This window comes from Micromonospora trifolii (genome assembly GCF_022229005.1).
In the GTDB taxonomy this organism is placed as follows: domain Bacteria; phylum Actinomycetota; class Actinomycetes; order Mycobacteriales; family Micromonosporaceae; genus Micromonospora; species Micromonospora trifolii.
The window spans coordinates 37,310-55,823 of sequence record NZ_JAKKFD010000024.1 but is presented as its reverse complement, the minus strand read 5'-3'; the positions used below and the strand labels follow the sequence as shown (position 1 = coordinate 55,823).

Here is an 18,514-nt window from a genome sequence, read left to right as displayed (position 1 = left end):
GGGCGATCGAATGGCCGTAGAACTCGGTCGAGAGGTGAAGTTGAGCCGGCGTACATGGCCAGGGAGCAGCGCAGTTACGGCAGAGCCACGCCGGGCGCATCGGATGGTGCGGACGAGGGCGGCGGGTCATCCGACCCTCACCGAACCCCGCTTGACGGGCGTGCGGGTGGTCGGACGATGACGGGCCGCCGGGGCGGGCGGGTCCGGCCAGATCAGGCCCGCCGGCATCACGAACAGAGACCGGCGGGCGACCGCGTCGCTGTTCGCGGCCAGCTCGTAGCCGTCGATCCACAGCCACCCGTCGTACGTCGGCCAGTCGAGAACCCGAATCACACGGACGAAGATCGGGCGCAGGAACTGCACACTCGCGGCGCGGGTCAAGTGCAAGACCTCACCCGTGTGCGGCTTCCGCGGTGTGGGCTTCGGCTTGGGTGTCCGATCGGTCGGCTCGTCCGGCACGGTGGCTCTCCCCTGGTCGTCACTTGGGAAGGGGCCACCCCGTCAGCGCTCGCCCGTGGAGATCTTGGACAGTTTCCGTTCTGACGTAACGGAAACTGTCCAAGATCTCGGCAGGTCGAAGGCGGCCCCGGTACGAACGCGTCCGCCGGGGTTCGGTGGTACCTACCGGCCGCGCCGTCTGAGCCCACCTTGCGGGCGGTGATGAGACAAAAACAGCCCGTAGCGATATGGTCGCAAGACATTCCGCGCATCCGATGGGGGGACTCGTGAACGATGCGCTACGGGCCGCGCTAGCCGAGACCGGGCACTCGATCGAATCCCTGGCAGGGATGGTCGGGGTTGATCGCAAGACGGTCGCGCGGTGGCTGAACCACGACCACATTCCCCATCCCCGACACCGGGAGGCGGCGGCGAGCGCGCTCCGACGGCCCATAGGGGACATCTGGCCGGACACTTCAAGACGCCGTGAGCCAATTTGGTTCCGACCATGGCAAGAGATCGAGCGCGAGGCGATCTCGCTGCGGTCGTTTCAGTCGACCGTCCTCCCCGGTCTGCTCCAGACCGAGGCATACGCTCGAGCCGTGCTCGCCGGAGCTGACGTCATCGCCCGCAGCGACGTCGAGCGGCACCTGGCCTCACGACTGGCCCGGCAAAGCATCCTGACCCGTGAAGACCCGCCACACTTCACCGCCGTTGTTGACGAAGCTGTGCTGCGGCGGCCAGTCGGCGGACGAGCCACCATGCGTGAGCAGGTGCAGGCCCTCATCACCGCGTGCGCGGCTCCGCACGTCCGCGTGCACATCGTCCCCTCAACCGTCGGCGCGTACGCTGGCCTGAACGGTCCCTTCGTGATCGCAGTGGGCCCCGAGCATCGAATTGCCGGCTATCTCGACAATCAGCTTCAGGGACAAGTCCTTACCGGTGCCGAGGACATAGCGGCGATGCTGGCCGCGTGGGAGAACGTACGCGGCGAGGCGCTGTCCCACTGGCAATCCGTCGATCTACTTACGGAGATGGCGAAGACATGGAACTGACCGGCGCGCAGTGGCGTAAGAGCACCCGCAGCAGCGGCAATGGCGGTGACTGCGTCGAGGTTGCGGACAACCTGCCTGGCATCGTCGGCGTGCGGGACTCGAAGGACCCGGCAGGGGCGGCGTTGGTCTTCGGGGCAGCGGCCTGGCGGGCGTTCGTCGGTATGGCGAAGGCGCACGACCCGGCCTGACCAGCGCGACCCGCAGGCCCCCCGGCTCCTAAGACCCAAGGAGAGCGCCGGGGGGCTTTCGTATGTCCGGGATCAACCACCCGCCGGGCAGCGCAAGCGTGGTCAGATCGACCGCACGGCACCGTTCGCGACGGCCGCCGGGTGGAATGCGCTGTTCGCTGCGATGGCAGGTGCAAGCCGGACCCTTTGGAGCTGAATCGCTGACGACATCAACGGCGTTCATCGGCCTATAATGTGGGAAAACTGTCTCAATGGTTGGGAGTCCTCGATGAGCGTGACGGACGTCTTCGACGCATTGGCCGGCACGTACGACGAGGCCCGCAGGCGGCTGATCCCGTGCTTCGACGCCTTCTACGGCACCGCCGTCCAGGTGGCAGCGCCGCCGCTGCGCGCCGCGCTCGCTGCCGGGCGTACCCCCGAGGTGTTGGATCTGGGCGCGGGCACCGGCCTGCTCTCCCTGCTGCTGTCCGCCGCGGTGCCCGGAGTCCGGCTGACCCTGGTGGACGGAGCGCCGGCGATGCTCGCCCGCGCCACCGACCAGTTGGACGCGCGGTCCGTGCCACACCGCACGGTCCACGCCGACCTGGCCGAGGAGCTGCCGCCCGGCCGGTACGACGCGGTGGTCAGCGCGCTGGCCATCCACCACCTGGACGACGCCGGCAAGCGCGCGCTCTACCGGCGGGCCGCCGCCGCGCTGGCGCCGGGCGGGGTGTTCGTCAACGCCGAGCAGGTCGCCGGCCCGACCCCGGAACTGGATCGGCGCTACGACGAGGTGTGGCTGGAGCGGATCACCGAGCTGGGTGCGTCCCCCGACGAGATCGCGGCTTCCCAGGAGCGGATGCGCCACGACCGCCCGGCGACGGTGGCCGACCAGTGCCGGTGGCTCGCCGAGGCCGGCCTGGTCGACGTCGACTGCTACTTCAAGGAATGGCGCTTCGCGGTGTTCGGCGGCCGGGCCGGGTAGAACCGGCGGAATGTGCGTTTCGCCGTCCCGGTGCGAGGGGGGCAAGTGCAGGGATGACTGTTGGTCACACCGGTGGGTAATCTGCTCGGCATGACTGCCAAGGTGACTCTCTCGTTCACGGACGAGACGATCGAGGAGGCGCGGCGGTTCGCCAAGCGCGAAGGGCTGTCGCTCTCCGCGTGGATGGACCAGGCCGCCCGGGAGAAGGCGCTACGCGAGGTCTTCACCGCCCACGCCGCTGCCGTGGGCCGCGCCAACCTGGATCTGGAGTCTGCCGCGCTCGCCGACGCCCGCGAGGTGGGCATGGTCAACGACCTGTTCTCCGGCGGACGGCCGCGTGCTGCGTAGGGGTGAGATCTGGCGCATCGAGGGCGCCCGGGAACGCCTCGGTCTCGTGATCAGCTCGGACGTCTACAACTCCACAGACGTGCCCATCGTGATCGTGGTCGAGGTGGTCGAGGAGTCACTCCTGCGGGACTCGCCGCTCGCCGTGTCGATGGGCCGGTACGTGGTGATGCCCGACCGGATCTCCTCGCCCATGAAGAAGTGGTTCACCTCGTGCGTGGACGTCGCCGACACCGACACCATGCTCCGGATCGGCCGCGCGCTGCGGATCCTCCAGCAGCTCTGACCGTGGCGGCGGATCTGGCCCCGCGTCCCCGGTGGCGTGCTCACCATCGCCGCCGGCCCATGGTGCGATAGCCGTTTCCGGCCCGACCCGCGACGGGCACTGCCAGGTAACCCGGCGTTCCTAGCGTTTCCCCTCGTCACATCGACGAGGAGGAGCCGCCGTGAGCACGCTCACCAGCACCGTAGTCACCGCCGAGCCGCCTGCCGTCGCCGGTCGCCGGCAACCGCTGCACGACTGGCGCCCCGAGGACCCGGACTTCTGGCAGGCCACCGGCGCGCCGATCGCCCGACGCAACCTCTGGGTCTCGATCTTCGCGGAGCACGTCGGCTTCTCGGTGTGGAGTCTCTGGTCGGTCACAGTGCTCTTCCTCGGCCCCGCGTACGGCATCGATCCGGCCGGGAAGTTCCTGCTCACCGCCGTGCCGGCCGCGCTGGGCGCGGTGCTGCGGCTGCCGTACACGCTGGCGGTGGCCCGCTTCGGCGGGCGGCGCTGGACGATCATCAGCGCGCTGTTGTTGCTGGTGCCAGCGGTGCCGATGACCGTGCTGCTGGAGCCGGGGGTGTCCTACACCACCCTGATGGTGCTCGCCTGCCTCACCGGGGTCGGCGGCGGCAACTTCGCCTCCTCGATGGCGAACATCAACCTGTTCTACCCGCAGCGCCTCAAGGGGCGGGCGCTCGGGCTCAACGCCGGTGGCGGCAACCTGGGCGTACCCGCCGTGCAGTTGGTCGGCCTGGCGGTCCTCGCCACGGCGGGCGCCGCGTACCCCCGGTTGGTGCCGGCGGTCTACCTGCCGCTGATCGTGCTGGCCGCGCTGGCCGCGGCCCGCTGGTTGGACACCGTGCCCGGGGCGCGCAACGAGCCCGGCGCGTTGCGGGAGGCGGCCCGCGACCCGCACACCTGGGTGATGTCGCTGCTCTACATCGGCACCTTCGGCTCGTTCATCGGCTTCGGGTTCGCCTTCGGTCAGGTGCTCCAGCTCCAGTTCGCCGAGCGGTTCCCCACCCCTGTCGACGCCGCCTGGCTGACCTTCCTGGGTCCGCTGGTCGGCTCGCTGGTCCGGCCGCTGGGCGGGCACCTCGCCGACCGGTTGGGCGGGGCCCGGGTGACCTTCTGGAACTTCGTGGCGATGGCGGCCGGGGCGAGCACGGTGCTGTACGCGGCGCGGGAGCGTTCGTTCGGGCTCTACCTCGCCGGGTTCCTCGCCCTCTTCGTCTTCTCCGGCGTCGGCAACGGCTCCACGTACAAGATGATCCCGGCGATCTTCCGGGCCCGGTCGGCGGACGCGGTGGCAACCGGTCAGCGTGATCCGGAGGCCGCCGCGCGCTGGGCGCGGCGGATGACCGGCGCGTTGATCGGTATCGCGGGTGCGATCGGCGCCTTCGGCGGAGTGCTGGTCAACATCGCGTTCCGCCAGTCGTTCCTCAGCTCGGGCAATGCCGACGCCGCCTACCTGGCCTTCATCGGCTGGTACGCGTTGTGCTTCGCGGTCACCTGGGTGGTCTACCGCCGTCCGAGGGCCGGTCGACTCGCCAACGTGTGAGCTGAGACACTCTCGGCGCGTCGCCGCGCTGGACCGCACCCCCGTTTTGACCTGCGGACGGGGCGCCGGGTATCGTTGCCTGCTGTTGTACGACATCCAGAGGCGTGCCCCTTCAGGTACGCTTGGTCGTTCGTGCGCGCTGGTCCGGCCTGCTAGATCTGGTCACCTCGGCGCGCGACCCCAGACCGACGACGAGACAAGGTAGACCTGTGCGTACGTACAGCCCGAAGCCGGGTGAGATCGAGCGTCAGTGGCACGTCATCGACGCCTCTGATGTCGTGCTGGGCCGCCTGGCCACCCACGCCGCCACGTTGCTGCGTGGTAAGCACAAGCCGACTTTCGCGCCGCACGTCGACACGGGCGACTTTGTCGTCATCGTGAACGCGGGCAAGGTTGCGTTGACCGGCAACAAGCGCCACACCAAGGTCGCTTACCGCCACTCGGGTTACCCGGGTGGTCTGAAGCAGATCGGCTACGACGAGCTGCTGACCAAGCGTCCCGAGCGGGCCATCGAGCTGGCCGTGAAGGGGATGCTCCCGCACAACAAGCTCGGCCGTCAGCTGATCAAGAAGCTGAAGGTCTACGCCGGTGCCGAGCACCCGCACCTCGCGCAGCAGCCGGTGCCGTTCGAGATCAAGCAGATCGCGCAGTGAGCGCGGGCGAAGGAAGCAGCATGACCGACATCATCGAGACCGAGGTCGCCCCGGAAGCCACGGAAGCCCCTGAGGCCCCCGAGGTCACCGAGGCGCCGGCGCCCGTTGCCCGCGCGCCTCGTGGTGACCGGCCGATCCAGACCGTGGGCCGCCGCAAGGAGGCCATCGTCCGGGTCCGCCTCGTCCCGGGCACCGGCAAGATCACCTGCAACGGCCAGGACCTCGAGGCCTACTTCCCGAGCAAGGTGCACCAGCAGCTCATCAAGGACCCGCTGGTCACCGCCGAGAAGCCCGAGCAGTTCGACGTCATCGCCAACCTGCGTGGCGGCGGCACCACCGGCCAGGCCGGTGCGCTCCGGCTGGGCATCGCCCGCGCGCTGATCATCAACGAGCCGGACGACCGCCCGGCCCTGAAGAAGGCCGGCTTCCTCACCCGTGACGCTCGCGTCAAGGAGAGCAAGAAGTACGGTCTCAAGAAGGCCCGTAAGGCTCCCCAGTACTCGAAGCGCTGATCTTTCCCAGCGCGTTGTACTTCTGACGGACGGCCGGTCCGCCTCCCCCTCGTCGGGGGGAGGTGGGTCGGCCGTTCCGCTTTCTCCTCACTGGCAGTGCTCTATCGGAGGTTGGCGGGTATGGGTCGGTTGTTCGGCACGGACGGCGTACGCGGGCGGGCAAACGCGGATCTCACCCCGGAGTTGGCGCTCGCGCTCGCGGTGGCCGCCGCGCACACACTCGCCGAGACGGACCGCAGTCATCCGCCGCTCGCCGTCGTCGGCCGGGACACCCGCGCCAGCGGCGAGATGCTGGAGGCCGCAGTGGTCGCCGGGCTGACCAGCGCCGGTGCCAACGTGGTGCGGGTCGGCGTGCTGCCCACCCCCGCGGTGGCGTTCCTCACCGCCGAGGCCAAGGCCGACCTGGGTGTGATGCTCTCCGCGTCGCACAACCCGATGCCGGACAACGGCATCAAGCTCTTCGCCGCCGGTGGGCACAAGTTGCCCGACGAGATCGAGATGCAGATCGAGGCGGCGGTCGAGACGAACGCCACCACCGCCTGGGACCGGCCGATCGGTGCCGGTGTCGGCCGCGTGCACGACCTGCTCGACGGTGCCGACCACTACGTCCAGCACCTGGTGGGCACCGTTCCGCACCCGCTCGACGGGATCAAGGTCGTGGTCGACTGCGCCAACGGCGCCGCCGCCGAGGTCGCCCCCGTCGCCTACCGGGAGGCCGGCGCGGAGGTCATCGCCATCCACGCGGAGCCCGACGGGCTGAACATCAACGACGACTGTGGCTCCAACCACATCGAGGCGCTGCGCGCCGCAGTGGTCGAGCACGGCGCCCACCTGGGCATCGCCCACGACGGCGACGCCGACCGTTGCCTGGCGGTCACCGCCGACGGCGACGAGGTGGACGGCGACCAGGTCATGGCGATCCTCGCGCTCGCCATGCGGGACGCCGGCACGCTCACCCAGGACACCCTGGTGGCCACCGTTATGAGCAACCTCGGGCTGCGGCTCGCGATGTCCGCCCAGGGCATCCGCCTGATCGAGACCAAGGTCGGCGACCGGTACGTGCTGGAGGAGCTGCGCGCCTCCGGGCTGGCGCTCGGCGGTGAGCAGAGCGGCCACATCGTCATGCCCGCACACGCCACCACCGGCGACGGAGTGCTCACCGGCCTGCACCTGATGGCGCGGATGGCCGCCACCGGTCAGTCCCTCGCCGAGCTGGCCTCGGTGGTCACCAAGCTGCCCCAGGTGCTGATCAACGTGCCGGTCGGTGACCGGACCATCGGGGCCGCCGCCCCAGCCGTACGCGCCGAGGTCGAGCGGGCCGAGGCGGAGCTGGGGGAGACCGGCCGGGTGCTGCTGCGCCCGTCGGGCACCGAGCCGCTGGTCCGGGTCATGGTCGAGGCGGCCACCGAGGCGACCGCCCGTGAGGTCGCCGAGCGGATCGCCGAGCTGGTCCGCACCGCGAGCCCGGTCGCCTGAGACCACCTCGGGACGGCCTCACAACCGCAGTCGGGCCGCCCGCTCGTACGTGTCGGCGGGGTCCTCGCCGTCGGTGAGGTCGAGGTCCTCGGTGACGTGTCCGTCGGTCAGCCGGACGAGTCGGTCACAGCGGGCAGCGATGGCCTGTTCGTGGGTGGCGAGCAGGATGGTCATGCCGTGCCGGTCACGGAGGTCGAGCAGCAGGTCGAGGATCTGCCCGCCGGTGGTGGAGTCGAGGTTGCCGGTGGGCTCGTCGGCCAGCAGCAGGCCCGGTGCCCCCATCAGGGCGCGCGCGATGGCGACCCGTTGCTGCTGGCCACCGGAGAGCTGCGCGGGCAGGGCACGCTCCCGACCGGCCAGGCCGACCGCGTCCAGCAGCTCACGGGCCCGGGTCGCGTGATCGGCCCGGCCCCGGCGGGGGAGGACCGGCGCGATCACGTTGTCCAGCACGGTGAGTGCGGGCAGCAGGTGGTAGCGCTGGAACACGAACCCGACCCGCTGGCGGTAGCGGGCCAGCGCGGCTCGGCGCAGGTCGCTGACCACCACGTCGTCGACTGTCACGCTGCCCTCGTCGGGCTGCTCGATGGCGCCGATGAGGTGCAGCAGCGTCGACTTGCCCGACCCGCTCGGCCCGGTCAGCGCCACCACCGCTCCGGCCGCGATGGTCAGGGACACGTCGTCGACGGCCGTCAGTCGGTCCTCGCCGGTGCCGAATCGTCGTGTGAGGTGGTCGACCGAGATCGCGCTGCCGATGTGCTCGCTCATGAGCTGCTACTCCTCTGCCAGAAGTCGGGCGGGTCGTAGGCGCGGCAACAGGGCGGCGGGCACCAGCGCGGCGACGGCGCTGACCAGCGCGCCCGCCAGCGCGACCAGTACGGCCACCAGGAGCAGTGCGCCGGGGAGGGCGCCGATCAGCCAACCCGCACTGGCCAGGCCGACCACCGCGCCGGTCGTCGAACCGACGAGCCCCAGCGCCAACCCCTCGTAGCCGACCAGCCGGCCGAGTTCGGCGTCGGTCCAGCCGATGGCCCGCAGGGTGGCCAGCTCGGCGGCCCGGTCGCGGATGTTCAGGTAGAGCACGTCCGCGACCGCGGCGGCACCGAGCAACACTGTGGCCGCAGCGGCCACGGTGTCCGCGCCGCGCACGCTCAGCGAGACCACGTCGCCGAGCAGACTGCCGACGATCGCCCCCCGGAACGCCCACGCGGCGGCGGTGACCAGCGTCAGCGCGGCCACCCCGATGGCCAGCGCGCCGGCGCCGAGGAGTGTGCGCCCGGGGGTGCGGGCCAGATTCACCAGCGCCAACCCGAAGAGGGTGCGTGGCCGGCGTACCCAGCCGGCGGGAGCGACGATCGGGCGGAGGGCGGCGGCCGGGTGGGCGCGCGCGGCCCGCAGCGCCGGCACCAGGCCCGCGGCCAGCGCGAGCAGCAGGGCGATGGGTACGGCCAGGGCTGACCGCCGCCAGTCGACGTCGATACCGAGCGCGATTCCGAGCGGCACCGCGAGGGCCAGCGAGAGTAGACCGGCGATGAGCCCGAGCAGGGCGACCTCGCCCAGGATCAGCGCCGCGATGCGGCGGACCGGCCAGCCGAGACAGGAGAGCACCGCCAGTTCGGAGCGTCGGTCCCGGACGGCGGCGCTTACCGCGTTGCCGAGGAAGAGCACGCAGACCACCAGCACCAGCACGAAGAGCACCAGGCTCTTGCGGTCCACCGCCTGGGTGATGATCGAGGCCACGCCGAGTGCCGACCAGTTCTCGGTCAGCCGCAGCATCGGCCGACCGAAGGAACCGGCGGGCAGTTCCACGGTCTGCGGCGCGCCCGACGAGCCGAGGGTGATGTCGACGTCCAGCCCGGTGCGTGCAGCTATCTGCTCGGCGACCAGTCGGACCCGCTCGGCCGACCGCTCGTTGTAGCCGCCCACGTCGGCCACCCGTACCCGGATCGCGCTGATCGGGGCCTTGGCCTGTGGCCCGCCGCCACCCTCCAGGATCTTCGGCACGCTGCCGAGGTTGGTGAGGAGCAGTGGTGGCGCGGAGAGGTAGCCGGCGGGATTGCCGCTGGGCGCCAGCGGTTGGCCGCCCAACGCTGCCCGGCTGCGGTCGTCGGCACCCTGTGCCGTCGGCGCCTGGTAGGTCTCCAGCGGCAGTTGGCCGAGGTCACTGAACCCGGCCAGCCGGCCCGGGTCGAAGACACCGACGGCCCGCCAGAACCGATTGGCGGTGTTTCCGCCAACGGGCAGCGGCAGCGCCCGTATCGACCGGGAACCGGTGTCGTCGGCGAGCCAGGGTCGGGGCAGCGGGTTGAACGCCTCCTTCTTGCCGTACACCTCGGGGTCGCCGGGTGGTTGCTGACGAGCCCGCAGGCTGCCGTCGGGTAGCCGGTCGTACTGCACCTCGGCCGATTGCACGACCGTCTGAAGTTGGCCGTGGCAGCACCCGGCCAGGGAAAGCTCCTCGGTGAGCATCGCCTGGTGCCCGGCGGTGAGGTCGTACCGACCGGACCCGGCGGGAGTCCCTCCGGGGCGGCTCAACGTCTTCTCCAGGTCGATCGCCTCCACCCCGGCGGGGCTGATCGAGAGCCGGGTGAACCTGGCCGCCAGCGACTCGTCGATGAAGGGTCGGTTGGTGACGAGGACCGGGACCTCGTGATTGTCCGCTGAGCCCCGGCGGTTGACGGCGACCGTGTCGTCAGTGCGGACGGCTCGACCGGTGACGACTGCATCGTCGAGTCCGACGAGTTGTTCCTCGGCCGCCGGCTCCACGGCGGCCAGGAGGAATGGCACGGTCAGGTCGTACGCCATCACCAGCCGGTCGGTGGGTGTCGCGGAGCCGTCCCGGTCGGTCGCGAGGATGTAGGAGTCGGCTTGGAACCGGCCGTCGGGCAGCAGTTGGACGGCGTGCAGGGACCAGTCCTCGCGCTCGGAGTAGGTGCCCGGGTTGCCCAGCAGCGCGTATCGCGGATTGCAGATGGGAAGGCTGCGCCCGTCCGCCTGCACCTCTCGGGGGGTCGGCCCGCAGGTGTCCGACCAGGAGTAGGACCGCCCGTCGGAGTACGGAACGGCGTCACTGTCGGTCTCCCAGTCGATCCGGGGGTAGATCAACGGCTTCTTGGTCACGTACACGTACCGGGGTTTGCCCGGCGCGCTGGAGAGACCGCGTTCGGCGTGGAAGGTCGGGTCGACCCGGATGACCTGCTGGTCCAGCGAGCGGTCGACGGCGCCGGTGAGGTCGATCGGCGTGGGCAGCAGCGTGGTGGAATAGCCGAGCATCGCGATCGGGGCCGCCACCTCGATGCCGGGGACTGCCTTCACCTGCTCGTACTGCTGAGTGGTGATGCCGCCGAAGAGCCCGGAGAGATAGTTGGGGCGGACCAGCCCACGTTCGGTTTCCAGCGGGGTGCGGGTCCCCTTCGGACGGACCAGGATCTCGTAGGCGACCTGGGTGTTGCGCTCGACGGTGCCTGTGACGTCCAGACGAGAGGTGGTGGTGGCGCCGGTCAGGACCACGAAGCCGGTGGTGGCCACCAGCACGCCGACCAGCAGCGCCACCGACCGTCCCGCACGGCCGCGCAGCTGTCTCCAGATGAAGCCGAGCATCGCGCCTCCCCGTGTGCTGTCTCCCACTCTGCGCGATACATTGTGACAATGCAAGACCCGTACCGGAGGTGACATGGCGATCCAGCACGCTGTCCTCGCCCTGCTCGCTGGTGGCCCCAGCCACGGCTACCAGCTCAAGGGCGCGTTCGAAGCCGCCGTCGGCCCTCAGTGGGGGCCGCTGAACATCGGCCACCTCTACCAGATCCTCGACCGGCTCTCCCGGGACGAACTGGTCGTCGCCGAACGGCAACCACAGCCGATCAAGCCGGACCGGGTGGTCTACGAGATCACCCCGGCCGGCCGCGCGGAGTTGGCGCGGTGGCTGGCCGAGCCGAGCCCGCGCAGCGGCGGATTCCGGGACGACTTCTTCCTCAAGGTCACCGCCGCCGCCCGGTCCGGCTCCGCTGCCACGGTTCGCGCGGTGCTGAGCAACCAGCGTGGGCACCTGCTGCGCGAGCTGCGCAATCTGGACGGCCTACGGCGGGCCGCCGACGACCCGGTGGTCGGATTGCTGCTCACCGCCGCCAGCCGGCACGTCACCGCGGACCTGTCGTTCGTGGACGACGCCGAGTCGGTGCTGCTCGGTGACGAGGGCCAACTGCTCACCCGACTTGCGACGTCGACAGCGGATCAGTCGGCGACCGACCCGGGATCGACCGGCTCCGGGCCGGTCAGCGCCTCGGGCCCAGAGCGTGCAGCCGGCTGACCGCCTCGGTCAGCACCTCCGGGCGCTTGCAGAAGGCGAACCTGACCAGCCGTCGGCCCGCGTCGACGTCGTCGTAGAAGACCTGGGTGGGCACCGCCACCACACCGCAGCGCTCCGGCAACGAGCGGCAGAACTCCACCCCGTCCCGGCCGCCGAGGGCGGTGATGTCGGCGGTGACGAAGTACGTCCCCTCCGAGTCGAGCACCTCGAACCCGGCGTCGGTCAAACCGCCGACGAGCTGGTCACGCCGCTGTTGCAGACCGTCCCGGAAGCCGGTGTAGTAGTCGTCAGGCAGGGCCAGCGCCACTGCCACCGCCGGTTGCAGCGGCGCGGCGTTGACATAGGTGAGGAACTGCTTCACCCGGAGCACCGCCGAGACCAGCGCCGCCGGACCGCTCGCCCAACCGACCTTCCACCCCGTGCAGGAGAACGTCTTGCCGGCCGACGAGATGCGCAGCGTCCGCTCCCGCATCCCGGGCAGGCTGGCCAGCGGCACGTGCGGACCCGATGCGTCAGTGAAGACCAGGTGCTCGTACACCTCGTCGGTGACCGCGTACGCGCCGAACTCCTGGCACAACTCGGCGACCTGCGCCAACTCGGCCGGGGTGAAGACCTTCCCGGTCGGGTTGTGCGGTGAGTTCAGCAGCACCAGCCGGGTGCGCGGGCCGAACGCCGCCCGCAACGCCGCCGGGTCGAAGGCGTACCGGCCGTCGGCCGCGGGACGCAACGTCACCGGCCGGCGGACCGCGCCGGCCAGCGCGATCGAGGCGGCGTACGAGTCGTAGTACGGCTCGAAGCAGACCACCTCGTCGCCCGGCTCGCAGAGAGCGAGGATGCTCGCCGCCACCGCCTCGGTCGCGCCCGCCGTGATCACGATCTCGCCGTCCGGGTCGTACGCCAGGTCGTAGAACCGCCGCTGATGCGCCGCGACGGCCGCGCGCAGGGCGGGGATCCCCGGGCCGGGTGGGTACTGGTTCTGCCCGTTGCGCAGCGCCTCGCCGGCGGCGGCCAGCATCTCCGGTGGCCCGTCGGTGTCGGGAAAGCCCTGGCCGAGGTTGACCGCGCCGGTGCGTACGGCGAGGGCGGACATCTCGGCGAAGATCGTCGTGCCGAACGGCCGCATCCGGGCCACCAGCGGGTCGACATCGGTGCTCGTCGTCACCTGCGCCAGCCTACGGCCACCCGCCGCCCGAACCCCAGCGCCGTTGCGCCTCAGTCGACCCGGCAGGTGGTCCGCCAGTACCCCTGCGTCTTGTCGACGATCGGTTTGCCGGCGCCGGTGACAGTGACAGTGCAGTCGAGTGGCTTCGGGTGATCGATGTCGGGCCAGGTGGCCTCCACCATCACTCTGCTCTTGCCGTTGGTCCGGATGGTGGTCCGCCAGGGCAACTTCGCGTTGTCGACGTGCATGAGATCGCTCTCGGCGTCGTAGTACGCGATGTCCGCCGTACCCGAGCCGGTGACCTCGTAGACCACCGTCACGGGTGCCGGCCCTGACGTCGGTCGAGTGACAGGCTTCTTGCTCGGAGTGGGAGACGCGGGGGGCGGCGGCGCGGTGGGTCGCTCGGGAATGAGCGGCCCGGCGCTCGGCTCCATCCAGTCGTCGTCGTCCGGAGTGTCGAAGGGTTGCTCGGCGAACGGGTCGGGGTCGTTCCCGTCGAGCACCAGGCCGGCCGCGCAGAGGCAGCCGCAGACGGTCAGCACCAGCGCCACCAGGACGGCGATGACGATCCCCACGGCCCGGCCGCTGTGCGTGGCCGGGCCGCCCCCGGGCTGCGGATAGCCGGGGTACGCGTACGGCGGCGGATAGCCGGGCGGCGGCGTCCACGGGGCTGTCGGCGAGCCTGGCGTCCACGGCGTCGCGGGTGGTTGCGGCGTCCACTGGGTCGCGGGCGGGGGAGGAGCCCACGGCGCGGCTGGCGGTGCCGGCGCCCACGGTGCCGGCGGTGCCCAGGGCTGGCCCGGGGCCAGCGGGTCGGGGGCCGGGAACGCAGCCGAGGGCGGTGCCGCCGGATCCGGCGGCGGAGCGCCCACACCCGGCGAGTACGGCTCGGCCGGCGACCCCGACGCGCCGCCAGCTGACGGGTCCGGTGAGGTGGAGGGGGACGGATCGGGCGGGGACGCGTCGGACATGGCTGCTCCGGGCGGGAGTGGGTATGGGACGAACGAGCCGAGGACGGGCGCGCCGAACCCGCCGAGAGACTGTCGTACCCGAGGGCGTGCCGCAACCCCGTCGTTCCGGACGGACCAGGAGCGGGCCGCGAAGCTCGTCCCGGTTGCGACCTCCCAACCACCGATCGCTCAGATTCCGTGATTGATAACCCGACTTTCGAGCACCCATCATGAGTGAAACTGGGTTAGGCTGCGGGCCATGTGTGGAATCGTGGGATACGCGGGCGCGCGCCCCGCACTCGGCATCGTCCTCGACGGGCTGCGGCGGCTGGAATACCGCGGCTACGACTCGGCAGGCGTCGCGATCGTCTGCGCCGACCAGCTGCTGACCGAGAAGAAGGCCGGCAAGCTGGCCAACCTGGAGAAGGTGCTGTCCGAGCGGGCCGCCGACGACCCGACCTCCTGCGCGGCCAGCCCGATCGGCATCGGTGACGGCACCACCGGCATCGGGCACACCCGGTGGGCCACCCACGGCGGCCCGACCGACCGCAACGCCCACCCACACGTCGCCCCCGACGGGCGGGTCGCGGTGATTCACAACGGCATCATCGAGAACTTCGCCAAGCTCCGCGCCGAGCTGGAGGCCGACGGCGTCCAGTTCACCAGCGACACCGACACCGAGTGCGCCGCGCACCTGCTCGCCGCCGCGCTGGCCGACCTGCGCGCCGCAGGCCAGCCGGACAGCCCGCAGCTGCTCGCCGCCGGCATGCGCGTTGTCTGCCAGCGGCTGGAGGGCGCGTTCACCCTGCTCGCTGTGGACGCCGCCGTTCCCGGTGCGGTCGTCGGCGCCCGGCGCAACTCGCCGCTGGTGGTTGGCCGCGGCGACGGGGAGAACTACCTGGCCAGCGACGTGGCCGCGTTCATCGAGCACACCCGGGAAGCGGTCGAGCTGGGCCAGGACCAGATCGTGCTGATCACCGGTGACAGCATCGAGATCACCGACTTCGACGGCCAGCCCGCCGCCGGTAAGGACTTCCACATCGACTGGGACTCCTCGGCCGCGGAGAAGGGCGGCTACGACTGGTTCATGCTCAAGGAGATCGAGGAGCAGCCGCAGGCCATCGCCGACACGCTGCTGGGCCGGCTCACCGAGAGCGGCGAGATCGCCCTCGACGAGGTCCGCCTCAGCGACCAGGATCTGCGCGACGTCGACAAGATCTTCATCGTGGCCTGCGGCACGGCGTACCACGCCGGCATGGTCGCCAAGTACGCCATCGAGCACTGGACCCGGATCCCGTGCGAGGTGGAGCTGGCCAGCGAGTTCCGCTACCGCGACCCGGTGCTCGACCGGTCCACGCTGATCGTGGTCATCTCGCAGTCCGGCGAAACCATGGACACCCTGATGGCGCTGCGCCACGCCAAGGAGCAGAAGGCCCGGGTGCTGGCGATCTGCAACACCAACGGCTCGACGATTCCCCGCGAGTCCGACGCCGTGCTCTACACCCACGGCGGGCCGGAGATCGCCGTCGCCTCCACCAAGGCGTTCCTCACCCAGGTCGTCGCCTGCTACCTGATCGGCCTGCACCTGGCCCAGGTGCGTGGGATCAAGTTCGCCGACGAGGTGGGCGCGGTGGTCGCGCAGTTGCAGGAGATTCCCGGCAAGCTGCGTGAGCTGCTCGACCGGATCGAGCCCGTCCGTGAGCTGGCCCGGGAGCTGAAGTCCGAGCCGACAGTGCTGTTCATCGGCCGGCACGTCGGCTACCCGGTGGCCCTGGAGGGTGCGCTGAAGCTCAAGGAGTTGGCGTACATGCACGCCGAGGGCTTCGCCGCCGGTGAGCTGAAGCACGGCCCGATCGCCCTGATCGACAAGGGCACCCCGGTCATCTGCGTGGTGCCCTCGCCCGTGGGCAGGGGCATGCTGCACGACAAGGTCGTCTCCAACATCCAGGAGGTCCGGGCGCGGGGCGCGCGGACCATCGTGATCGCGGAAGAGGGTGACGAGGCGGTCGTCCGGTACGCCGACCACCTGATCTACGTGCCGCGTACGCCCACCCTGCTGGCCCCGCTCGTCACCACTGTGCCGTTGCAGGTGCTCGCCGCCGAGATCGCCGCCGCCCGGGGGCACGACGTGGACCAGCCCCGCAACCTGGCCAAGTCGGTCACCGTCGAGTAAGCCTCAGCGGCCCAGCACGACCCGGGCCATCCCGTCCAGCGCGGGATTGCCCGGGTCCCAGTAACCGGTGTGCCCGCCTCGTCCACTGCCGAAGACCCGACCGCCGAACCCCGGGTCTGACGGGTCGTGCCCGAACCACAGCTCGTGCCCGGTGCGGTCGGGCCAGCCCAGCACGGCGGCCAGTGGCGCCGCGCCGAGCAGGGCGCGTCGACCCAGCTCGTCCGCCGGTCGGGCTGCGCGGATCACGTCGTCGGGGGCACTGCTCGCCCAGACCTCCCCGGGTGGCACGCCCAGCTCGGCGGCGTGCGACGCACCGACACCGGGGGAGCCGACGAAGACCAGCGCGTCGGCGGCCAGGCCGTGTTCCCGGGCGGCCACCCCCACCACCAGCGACCCGTAGCTGTGCCCGAGCACCGTCTGCCGGGCCGGCAGCCCGTCGTGGCTGACGCGCAGCCCCTCCTGGAAGCGGTGCAACGCCGGGCCGGCGTCGCGGGCCTGACCCGCCGAGGCGGCCTCGGTCAGCAGATCCGGAGCGTCATAGTCCAACCAGAGCACCGCCGCGCTGCGCTCACCCGGGGCGAGCGCGGCGCACCGCTCCAGCACCCGGGCCGCTCTGCCCAGCTCGCCGGGGGCGTCGTCCAGGCCGGCGGTCATCCCCGGCACGTAGGTCAGCACCCGGTCGGCGTGGTCCGGGTCGCCGAGCGCCACCACCGCCCGACCCTCACCGGCCGGATCCAACCCGAGCAGGTACGCCCGCGGCGCCCCGCCGGCCGTCAGCCGCCCGACCAGCGCGTCCAGGCCGGCCAACCGTCCGGCCACCCCGCGTAACCGGATCGACGCGAGCGGCCCCGGCGGCACCCGCGACAGCAGCCGTCGCCGCTCGGCCAGCAGCTCCGCACGCCAAGCGGCGAACCGTAACCGGTTTGCCTGGTCGCGGGCGGCCACCGGCAGCCCGTCCAACCGGCCGACCAGTGCCGGCTCGTGCCCGACCAGCCACCGACGCTGCGCCGGGGTCAACCCGGACCACCAGGAGCTGACCAGCGCGGGCGCGGCACCGAGAGCCGGGCGGCCCGGCGGGGGCGGGGACGCCCAGCCGGCGCCGGCGGCCCTCGCCAGGTCATCCAACCGGTCGGCGGCGACCCGGTCCGCGGCGGCTGCCCCGTCGAGCGCGGCCCGCAGGGCCGCGGTGACCCCAGCCGCCGCCACCCCGGCCCGCTCGGCGGGCCGAACCCGGGCGGGATCGACCCGCACCCCGCCCGAACGGTCCACCAGCAGGCCGGCCGCCTCCGCCTGGGTGACCGCCTGGGAGAGCCGCGCCTTCGCCACCGCCAACCCACCGGCCAACTCGGCCAGCACCTGGTCGACCTCGATCAGCGCGGGTGCGATCGAGGCCAGCTCGTCACGCAGACCGGTGAGGCGCGTGTCCGCCGCTGTGGCTGCCGCACCCGACCAACCGCCCCGCAACCGCCCGCCGGCCGCGCGCAGCCCGCCCACGCGACGATCGAGCGGCCCGGCCAACCCCGCCCACGCCGCCCCGGCGGCCCGCCACCCGTCCGGATCGGCAGCCCACAGCTGCCGGTAGCCGACGCTGCTCACCGGGGCAGGGCGACGAACCGGCCGGCGGCCCGGTCGTCCACCGTCTCGTACGCCTCGGCCGCCGCCCGGACCCCGCCGGAGGTCGCCGCGACCCGGGAACCCAGCCCGCAGAACCAGGCGTGCCCGGCGGCCTCCAACCCGGCCAGGGCCACGCCCGCCCGCCATTCGGGCGCCGCCACCACCAGCCCGGGCAGCCCGGCGAGGCCCGACGCCAACCGGCGCGCCTCGTCGTCGAGCAGGACGGCGACGGCCCGCAACTCCTCCGGTTGGACGGCGAACGGCTCGTCGGTCATGACCACACCCCCGTGGACGATCGGCATCGACGCGCTGACGCTAGGCGGGTACCGGAGGTCGCGCGGTGCCCTGTGGACAGCCGACGTCGAGGCGTACCCCGGGGTGTCCACAGGCGTTGCCCAGCGCGAGCCCGACGGCTAATCTGCGGCCTCGACCGCCGGTAGGGTGGTGTGGTGATCGTCGCTGTCGGCATCGACGTCGTCCTGGTCGACCGGTTCGCCCGGGCCCTGGCACGGACGCCGCTGCTCGCCGACCGGCTGTTCACCGAGGCCGAGCGGCACACCCGCTCCGGCAGCCCGCGCTCGCCCGAGTCGCTCGCCGCCCGGTTCGCCGCAAAGGAGGCGGTGGCCAAGGCGCTCGGCGCTCCGGCGGGGCTCAACTGGCACGACTGCGAGATCGTGCCCGACGCCGATGGCCGCCCCTGGCTGGCCGTCTCCGGCACTGTCGCGGCGGTGGCCGACGCACGGGGGGTCAACCACTGGCATCTCTCGTTGTCGCACGACGGTGGGATCGCGTCGGCGATGGTGGTCGCGGAACGATGACGTCGGCCGGGAGGGCCGGTCAGGTCCGCCCGCT

19 protein-coding genes are annotated in these 18,514 nt (G+C 71.7%); 12 read left to right on the top strand and 7 right to left on the bottom strand.

Annotation, left to right across the window (positions count from 1 at the left end):
* Positions 1–126: 126 nt before the first annotated feature.
* Positions 127–387, bottom strand: coding sequence for a hypothetical protein (locus tag NIE79_RS16670; RefSeq protein ID WP_274524193.1), 261 nt, complete (start codon positions 385–387; stop codon positions 127–129).
* A gap of 338 nt (positions 388–725) precedes the next feature.
* Here NIE79_RS16670 and NIE79_RS16665 point away from each other — a divergent pair, with 338 nt between their 5' ends.
* From NIE79_RS16665 to glmM, 9 genes are all read left to right on the top strand, one after another.
* Positions 726–1,493 carry a helix-turn-helix domain-containing protein gene (locus tag NIE79_RS16665; protein WP_238679474.1) on the top strand — a complete coding sequence of 256 codons (768 nt, stop codon included), beginning with the start codon at positions 726–728 and terminating at the stop codon, positions 1,491–1,493.
* Positions 1,484–1,681 carry a DUF397 domain-containing protein gene (locus NIE79_RS16660; protein ID WP_238679473.1) on the top strand — a complete coding sequence of 66 codons (198 nt, stop codon included), beginning with the start codon at positions 1,484–1,486 and terminating at the stop codon, positions 1,679–1,681. Before NIE79_RS16665 ends, NIE79_RS16660 begins: the two co-directional genes overlap by 10 nt.
* A 268-nt stretch (positions 1,682–1,949) precedes the next feature.
* Positions 1,950–2,645: a class I SAM-dependent methyltransferase gene (locus tag NIE79_RS16655; RefSeq protein WP_238679472.1), complete on the top strand. Its 696-nt coding sequence runs from the start codon at positions 1,950–1,952 to the stop codon at positions 2,643–2,645.
* A gap of 90 nt (positions 2,646–2,735) precedes the next feature.
* Positions 2,736–2,993 carry a DUF6364 family protein gene (locus tag NIE79_RS16650; protein WP_238679471.1) on the top strand — a complete coding sequence of 86 codons (258 nt, stop codon included), beginning with the start codon at positions 2,736–2,738 and terminating at the stop codon, positions 2,991–2,993.
* Complete coding sequence (locus NIE79_RS16645; RefSeq protein WP_238679470.1) at positions 2,983–3,276, top strand: hypothetical protein; 294 nt, start codon at positions 2,983–2,985, stop codon at positions 3,274–3,276. Before NIE79_RS16650 ends, NIE79_RS16645 begins: the two co-directional genes overlap by 11 nt.
* A 160-nt stretch (positions 3,277–3,436) precedes the next feature.
* Positions 3,437–4,819, top strand: a complete 1,383-nt coding sequence (locus NIE79_RS16640) for a nitrate/nitrite transporter (RefSeq protein ID WP_238679469.1) — start codon at positions 3,437–3,439, stop codon at positions 4,817–4,819.
* A 209-nt stretch (positions 4,820–5,028) separates the two neighbouring features.
* On the top strand, positions 5,029–5,472 hold the full coding sequence (gene rplM, locus NIE79_RS16635; protein ID WP_238679468.1) for a 50S ribosomal protein L13: 444 nt from the start codon (positions 5,029–5,031) through the stop codon (positions 5,470–5,472).
* A 20-nt stretch (positions 5,473–5,492) separates the two neighbouring features.
* Positions 5,493–5,984, top strand: a complete 492-nt coding sequence (gene rpsI, locus NIE79_RS16630; RefSeq protein ID WP_238679467.1) for a 30S ribosomal protein S9 — start codon at positions 5,493–5,495, stop codon at positions 5,982–5,984.
* Between the two features lie 120 nt (positions 5,985–6,104).
* Entirely contained in the window at positions 6,105–7,460 is a 1,356-nt protein-coding gene (gene glmM / locus NIE79_RS16625) for a phosphoglucosamine mutase (protein WP_238679466.1), read from the top strand.
* Between the two features lie 18 nt (positions 7,461–7,478).
* Here the strand turns inward: glmM and NIE79_RS16620 are convergent, their stop codons facing one another.
* Both NIE79_RS16620 and NIE79_RS16615 read right to left on the bottom strand, forming a co-directional pair.
* Positions 7,479–8,225 (bottom strand): ABC transporter ATP-binding protein, encoded by a 747-nt coding sequence (locus NIE79_RS16620; protein WP_238679465.1) that lies wholly within the window; start codon positions 8,223–8,225, stop codon positions 7,479–7,481.
* Positions 8,226–8,231: 6 nt separating this feature from the next.
* On the bottom strand, positions 8,232–11,057 hold the full coding sequence (locus NIE79_RS16615) for an FtsX-like permease family protein (protein ID WP_238679464.1): 2,826 nt from the start codon (positions 11,055–11,057) through the stop codon (positions 8,232–8,234).
* Between the two features lie 73 nt (positions 11,058–11,130).
* Here NIE79_RS16615 and NIE79_RS16610 point away from each other — a divergent pair, with 73 nt between their 5' ends.
* A complete protein-coding gene (locus NIE79_RS16610; RefSeq protein ID WP_238679463.1) occupies positions 11,131–11,763 on the top strand; it encodes a PadR family transcriptional regulator in 633 nt (210 codons plus the stop codon).
* On the opposite strand, the gene NIE79_RS16605 is transcribed toward NIE79_RS16610, so the two are convergent.
* Together NIE79_RS16605 and NIE79_RS16600 are read right to left on the bottom strand one after the other, a co-directional pair.
* A complete protein-coding gene (locus tag NIE79_RS16605; protein ID WP_238679540.1) occupies positions 11,729–12,886 on the bottom strand; it encodes a pyridoxal phosphate-dependent aminotransferase in 1,158 nt (385 codons plus the stop codon). The genes NIE79_RS16610 and NIE79_RS16605 overlap by 35 nt on opposite strands.
* 89 nt (positions 12,887–12,975) lie before the next feature.
* Entirely contained in the window at positions 12,976–13,896 is a 921-nt protein-coding gene (locus tag NIE79_RS16600; protein ID WP_238679462.1) for an MmpS family transport accessory protein, read from the bottom strand.
* A gap of 238 nt (positions 13,897–14,134) precedes the next feature.
* Between NIE79_RS16600 and glmS the strand changes: the two genes are divergently transcribed.
* Positions 14,135–16,048: a glutamine--fructose-6-phosphate transaminase (isomerizing) gene (gene glmS / locus NIE79_RS16595; RefSeq protein ID WP_238679461.1), complete on the top strand. Its 1,914-nt coding sequence runs from the start codon at positions 14,135–14,137 to the stop codon at positions 16,046–16,048.
* A gap of 3 nt (positions 16,049–16,051) precedes the next feature.
* Here the strand turns inward: glmS and NIE79_RS16590 are convergent, their stop codons facing one another.
* Together NIE79_RS16590 and NIE79_RS16585 are read right to left on the bottom strand one after the other, a co-directional pair.
* The gene (locus tag NIE79_RS16590) at positions 16,052–17,644 is read right to left on the bottom strand and encodes an alpha/beta hydrolase (protein WP_238679460.1); all 1,593 of its coding nucleotides are present in this window, start codon (positions 17,642–17,644) and stop codon (positions 16,052–16,054) included.
* Positions 17,641–17,937 carry a hypothetical protein gene (locus tag NIE79_RS16585; protein WP_238679459.1) on the bottom strand — a complete coding sequence of 99 codons (297 nt, stop codon included), beginning with the start codon at positions 17,935–17,937 and terminating at the stop codon, positions 17,641–17,643. The genes NIE79_RS16590 and NIE79_RS16585 overlap by 4 nt, the downstream gene beginning before the upstream one ends.
* A 174-nt stretch (positions 17,938–18,111) precedes the next feature.
* On the opposite strand from NIE79_RS16585, the gene NIE79_RS16580 reads away from it, so the two are divergent.
* Positions 18,112–18,480, top strand: a complete 369-nt coding sequence (locus NIE79_RS16580) for a holo-ACP synthase (RefSeq protein ID WP_238679458.1) — start codon at positions 18,112–18,114, stop codon at positions 18,478–18,480.
* Positions 18,481–18,514: the final 34 nt, after the last annotated feature.

Excerpts from the sequence above, each read along its gene's own strand:
- NIE79_RS16650 (WP_238679471.1), top strand. The coding sequence starts at position 2,736 with ATGACTGCCAAGGTGACTCTCTCGTTCACGGACGAGACGATCGAGGAG.
- glmM (WP_238679466.1), top strand. The coding sequence starts at position 6,105 with ATGGGTCGGTTGTTCGGCACGGACGGCGTACGCGGGCGGGCAAACGCG.
- NIE79_RS16620 (WP_238679465.1), bottom strand. The coding sequence starts at position 8,225 with ATGAGCGAGCACATCGGCAGCGCGATCTCGGTCGACCACCTCACACGA.
- NIE79_RS16660 (WP_238679473.1), top strand. The coding sequence starts at position 1,484 with ATGGAACTGACCGGCGCGCAGTGGCGTAAGAGCACCCGCAGCAGCGGC.
- NIE79_RS16655 (WP_238679472.1), top strand. The coding sequence starts at position 1,950 with ATGAGCGTGACGGACGTCTTCGACGCATTGGCCGGCACGTACGACGAG.
- NIE79_RS16585 (WP_238679459.1), bottom strand. The coding sequence starts at position 17,937 with ATGACCGACGAGCCGTTCGCCGTCCAACCGGAGGAGTTGCGGGCCGTC.
- glmS (WP_238679461.1), top strand. The coding sequence starts at position 14,135 with ATGTGTGGAATCGTGGGATACGCGGGCGCGCGCCCCGCACTCGGCATC.
- NIE79_RS16605 (WP_238679540.1), bottom strand. The coding sequence starts at position 12,886 with ATGCGGCCGTTCGGCACGACGATCTTCGCCGAGATGTCCGCCCTCGCC.
- NIE79_RS16610 (WP_238679463.1), top strand. The coding sequence starts at position 11,131 with ATGGCGATCCAGCACGCTGTCCTCGCCCTGCTCGCTGGTGGCCCCAGC.
- NIE79_RS16615 (WP_238679464.1), bottom strand. The coding sequence starts at position 11,057 with ATGCTCGGCTTCATCTGGAGACAGCTGCGCGGCCGTGCGGGACGGTCG.
- rpsI (WP_238679467.1), top strand. The coding sequence starts at position 5,493 with ATGACCGACATCATCGAGACCGAGGTCGCCCCGGAAGCCACGGAAGCC.
- NIE79_RS16600 (WP_238679462.1), bottom strand. The coding sequence starts at position 13,896 with ATGTCCGACGCGTCCCCGCCCGATCCGTCCCCCTCCACCTCACCGGAC.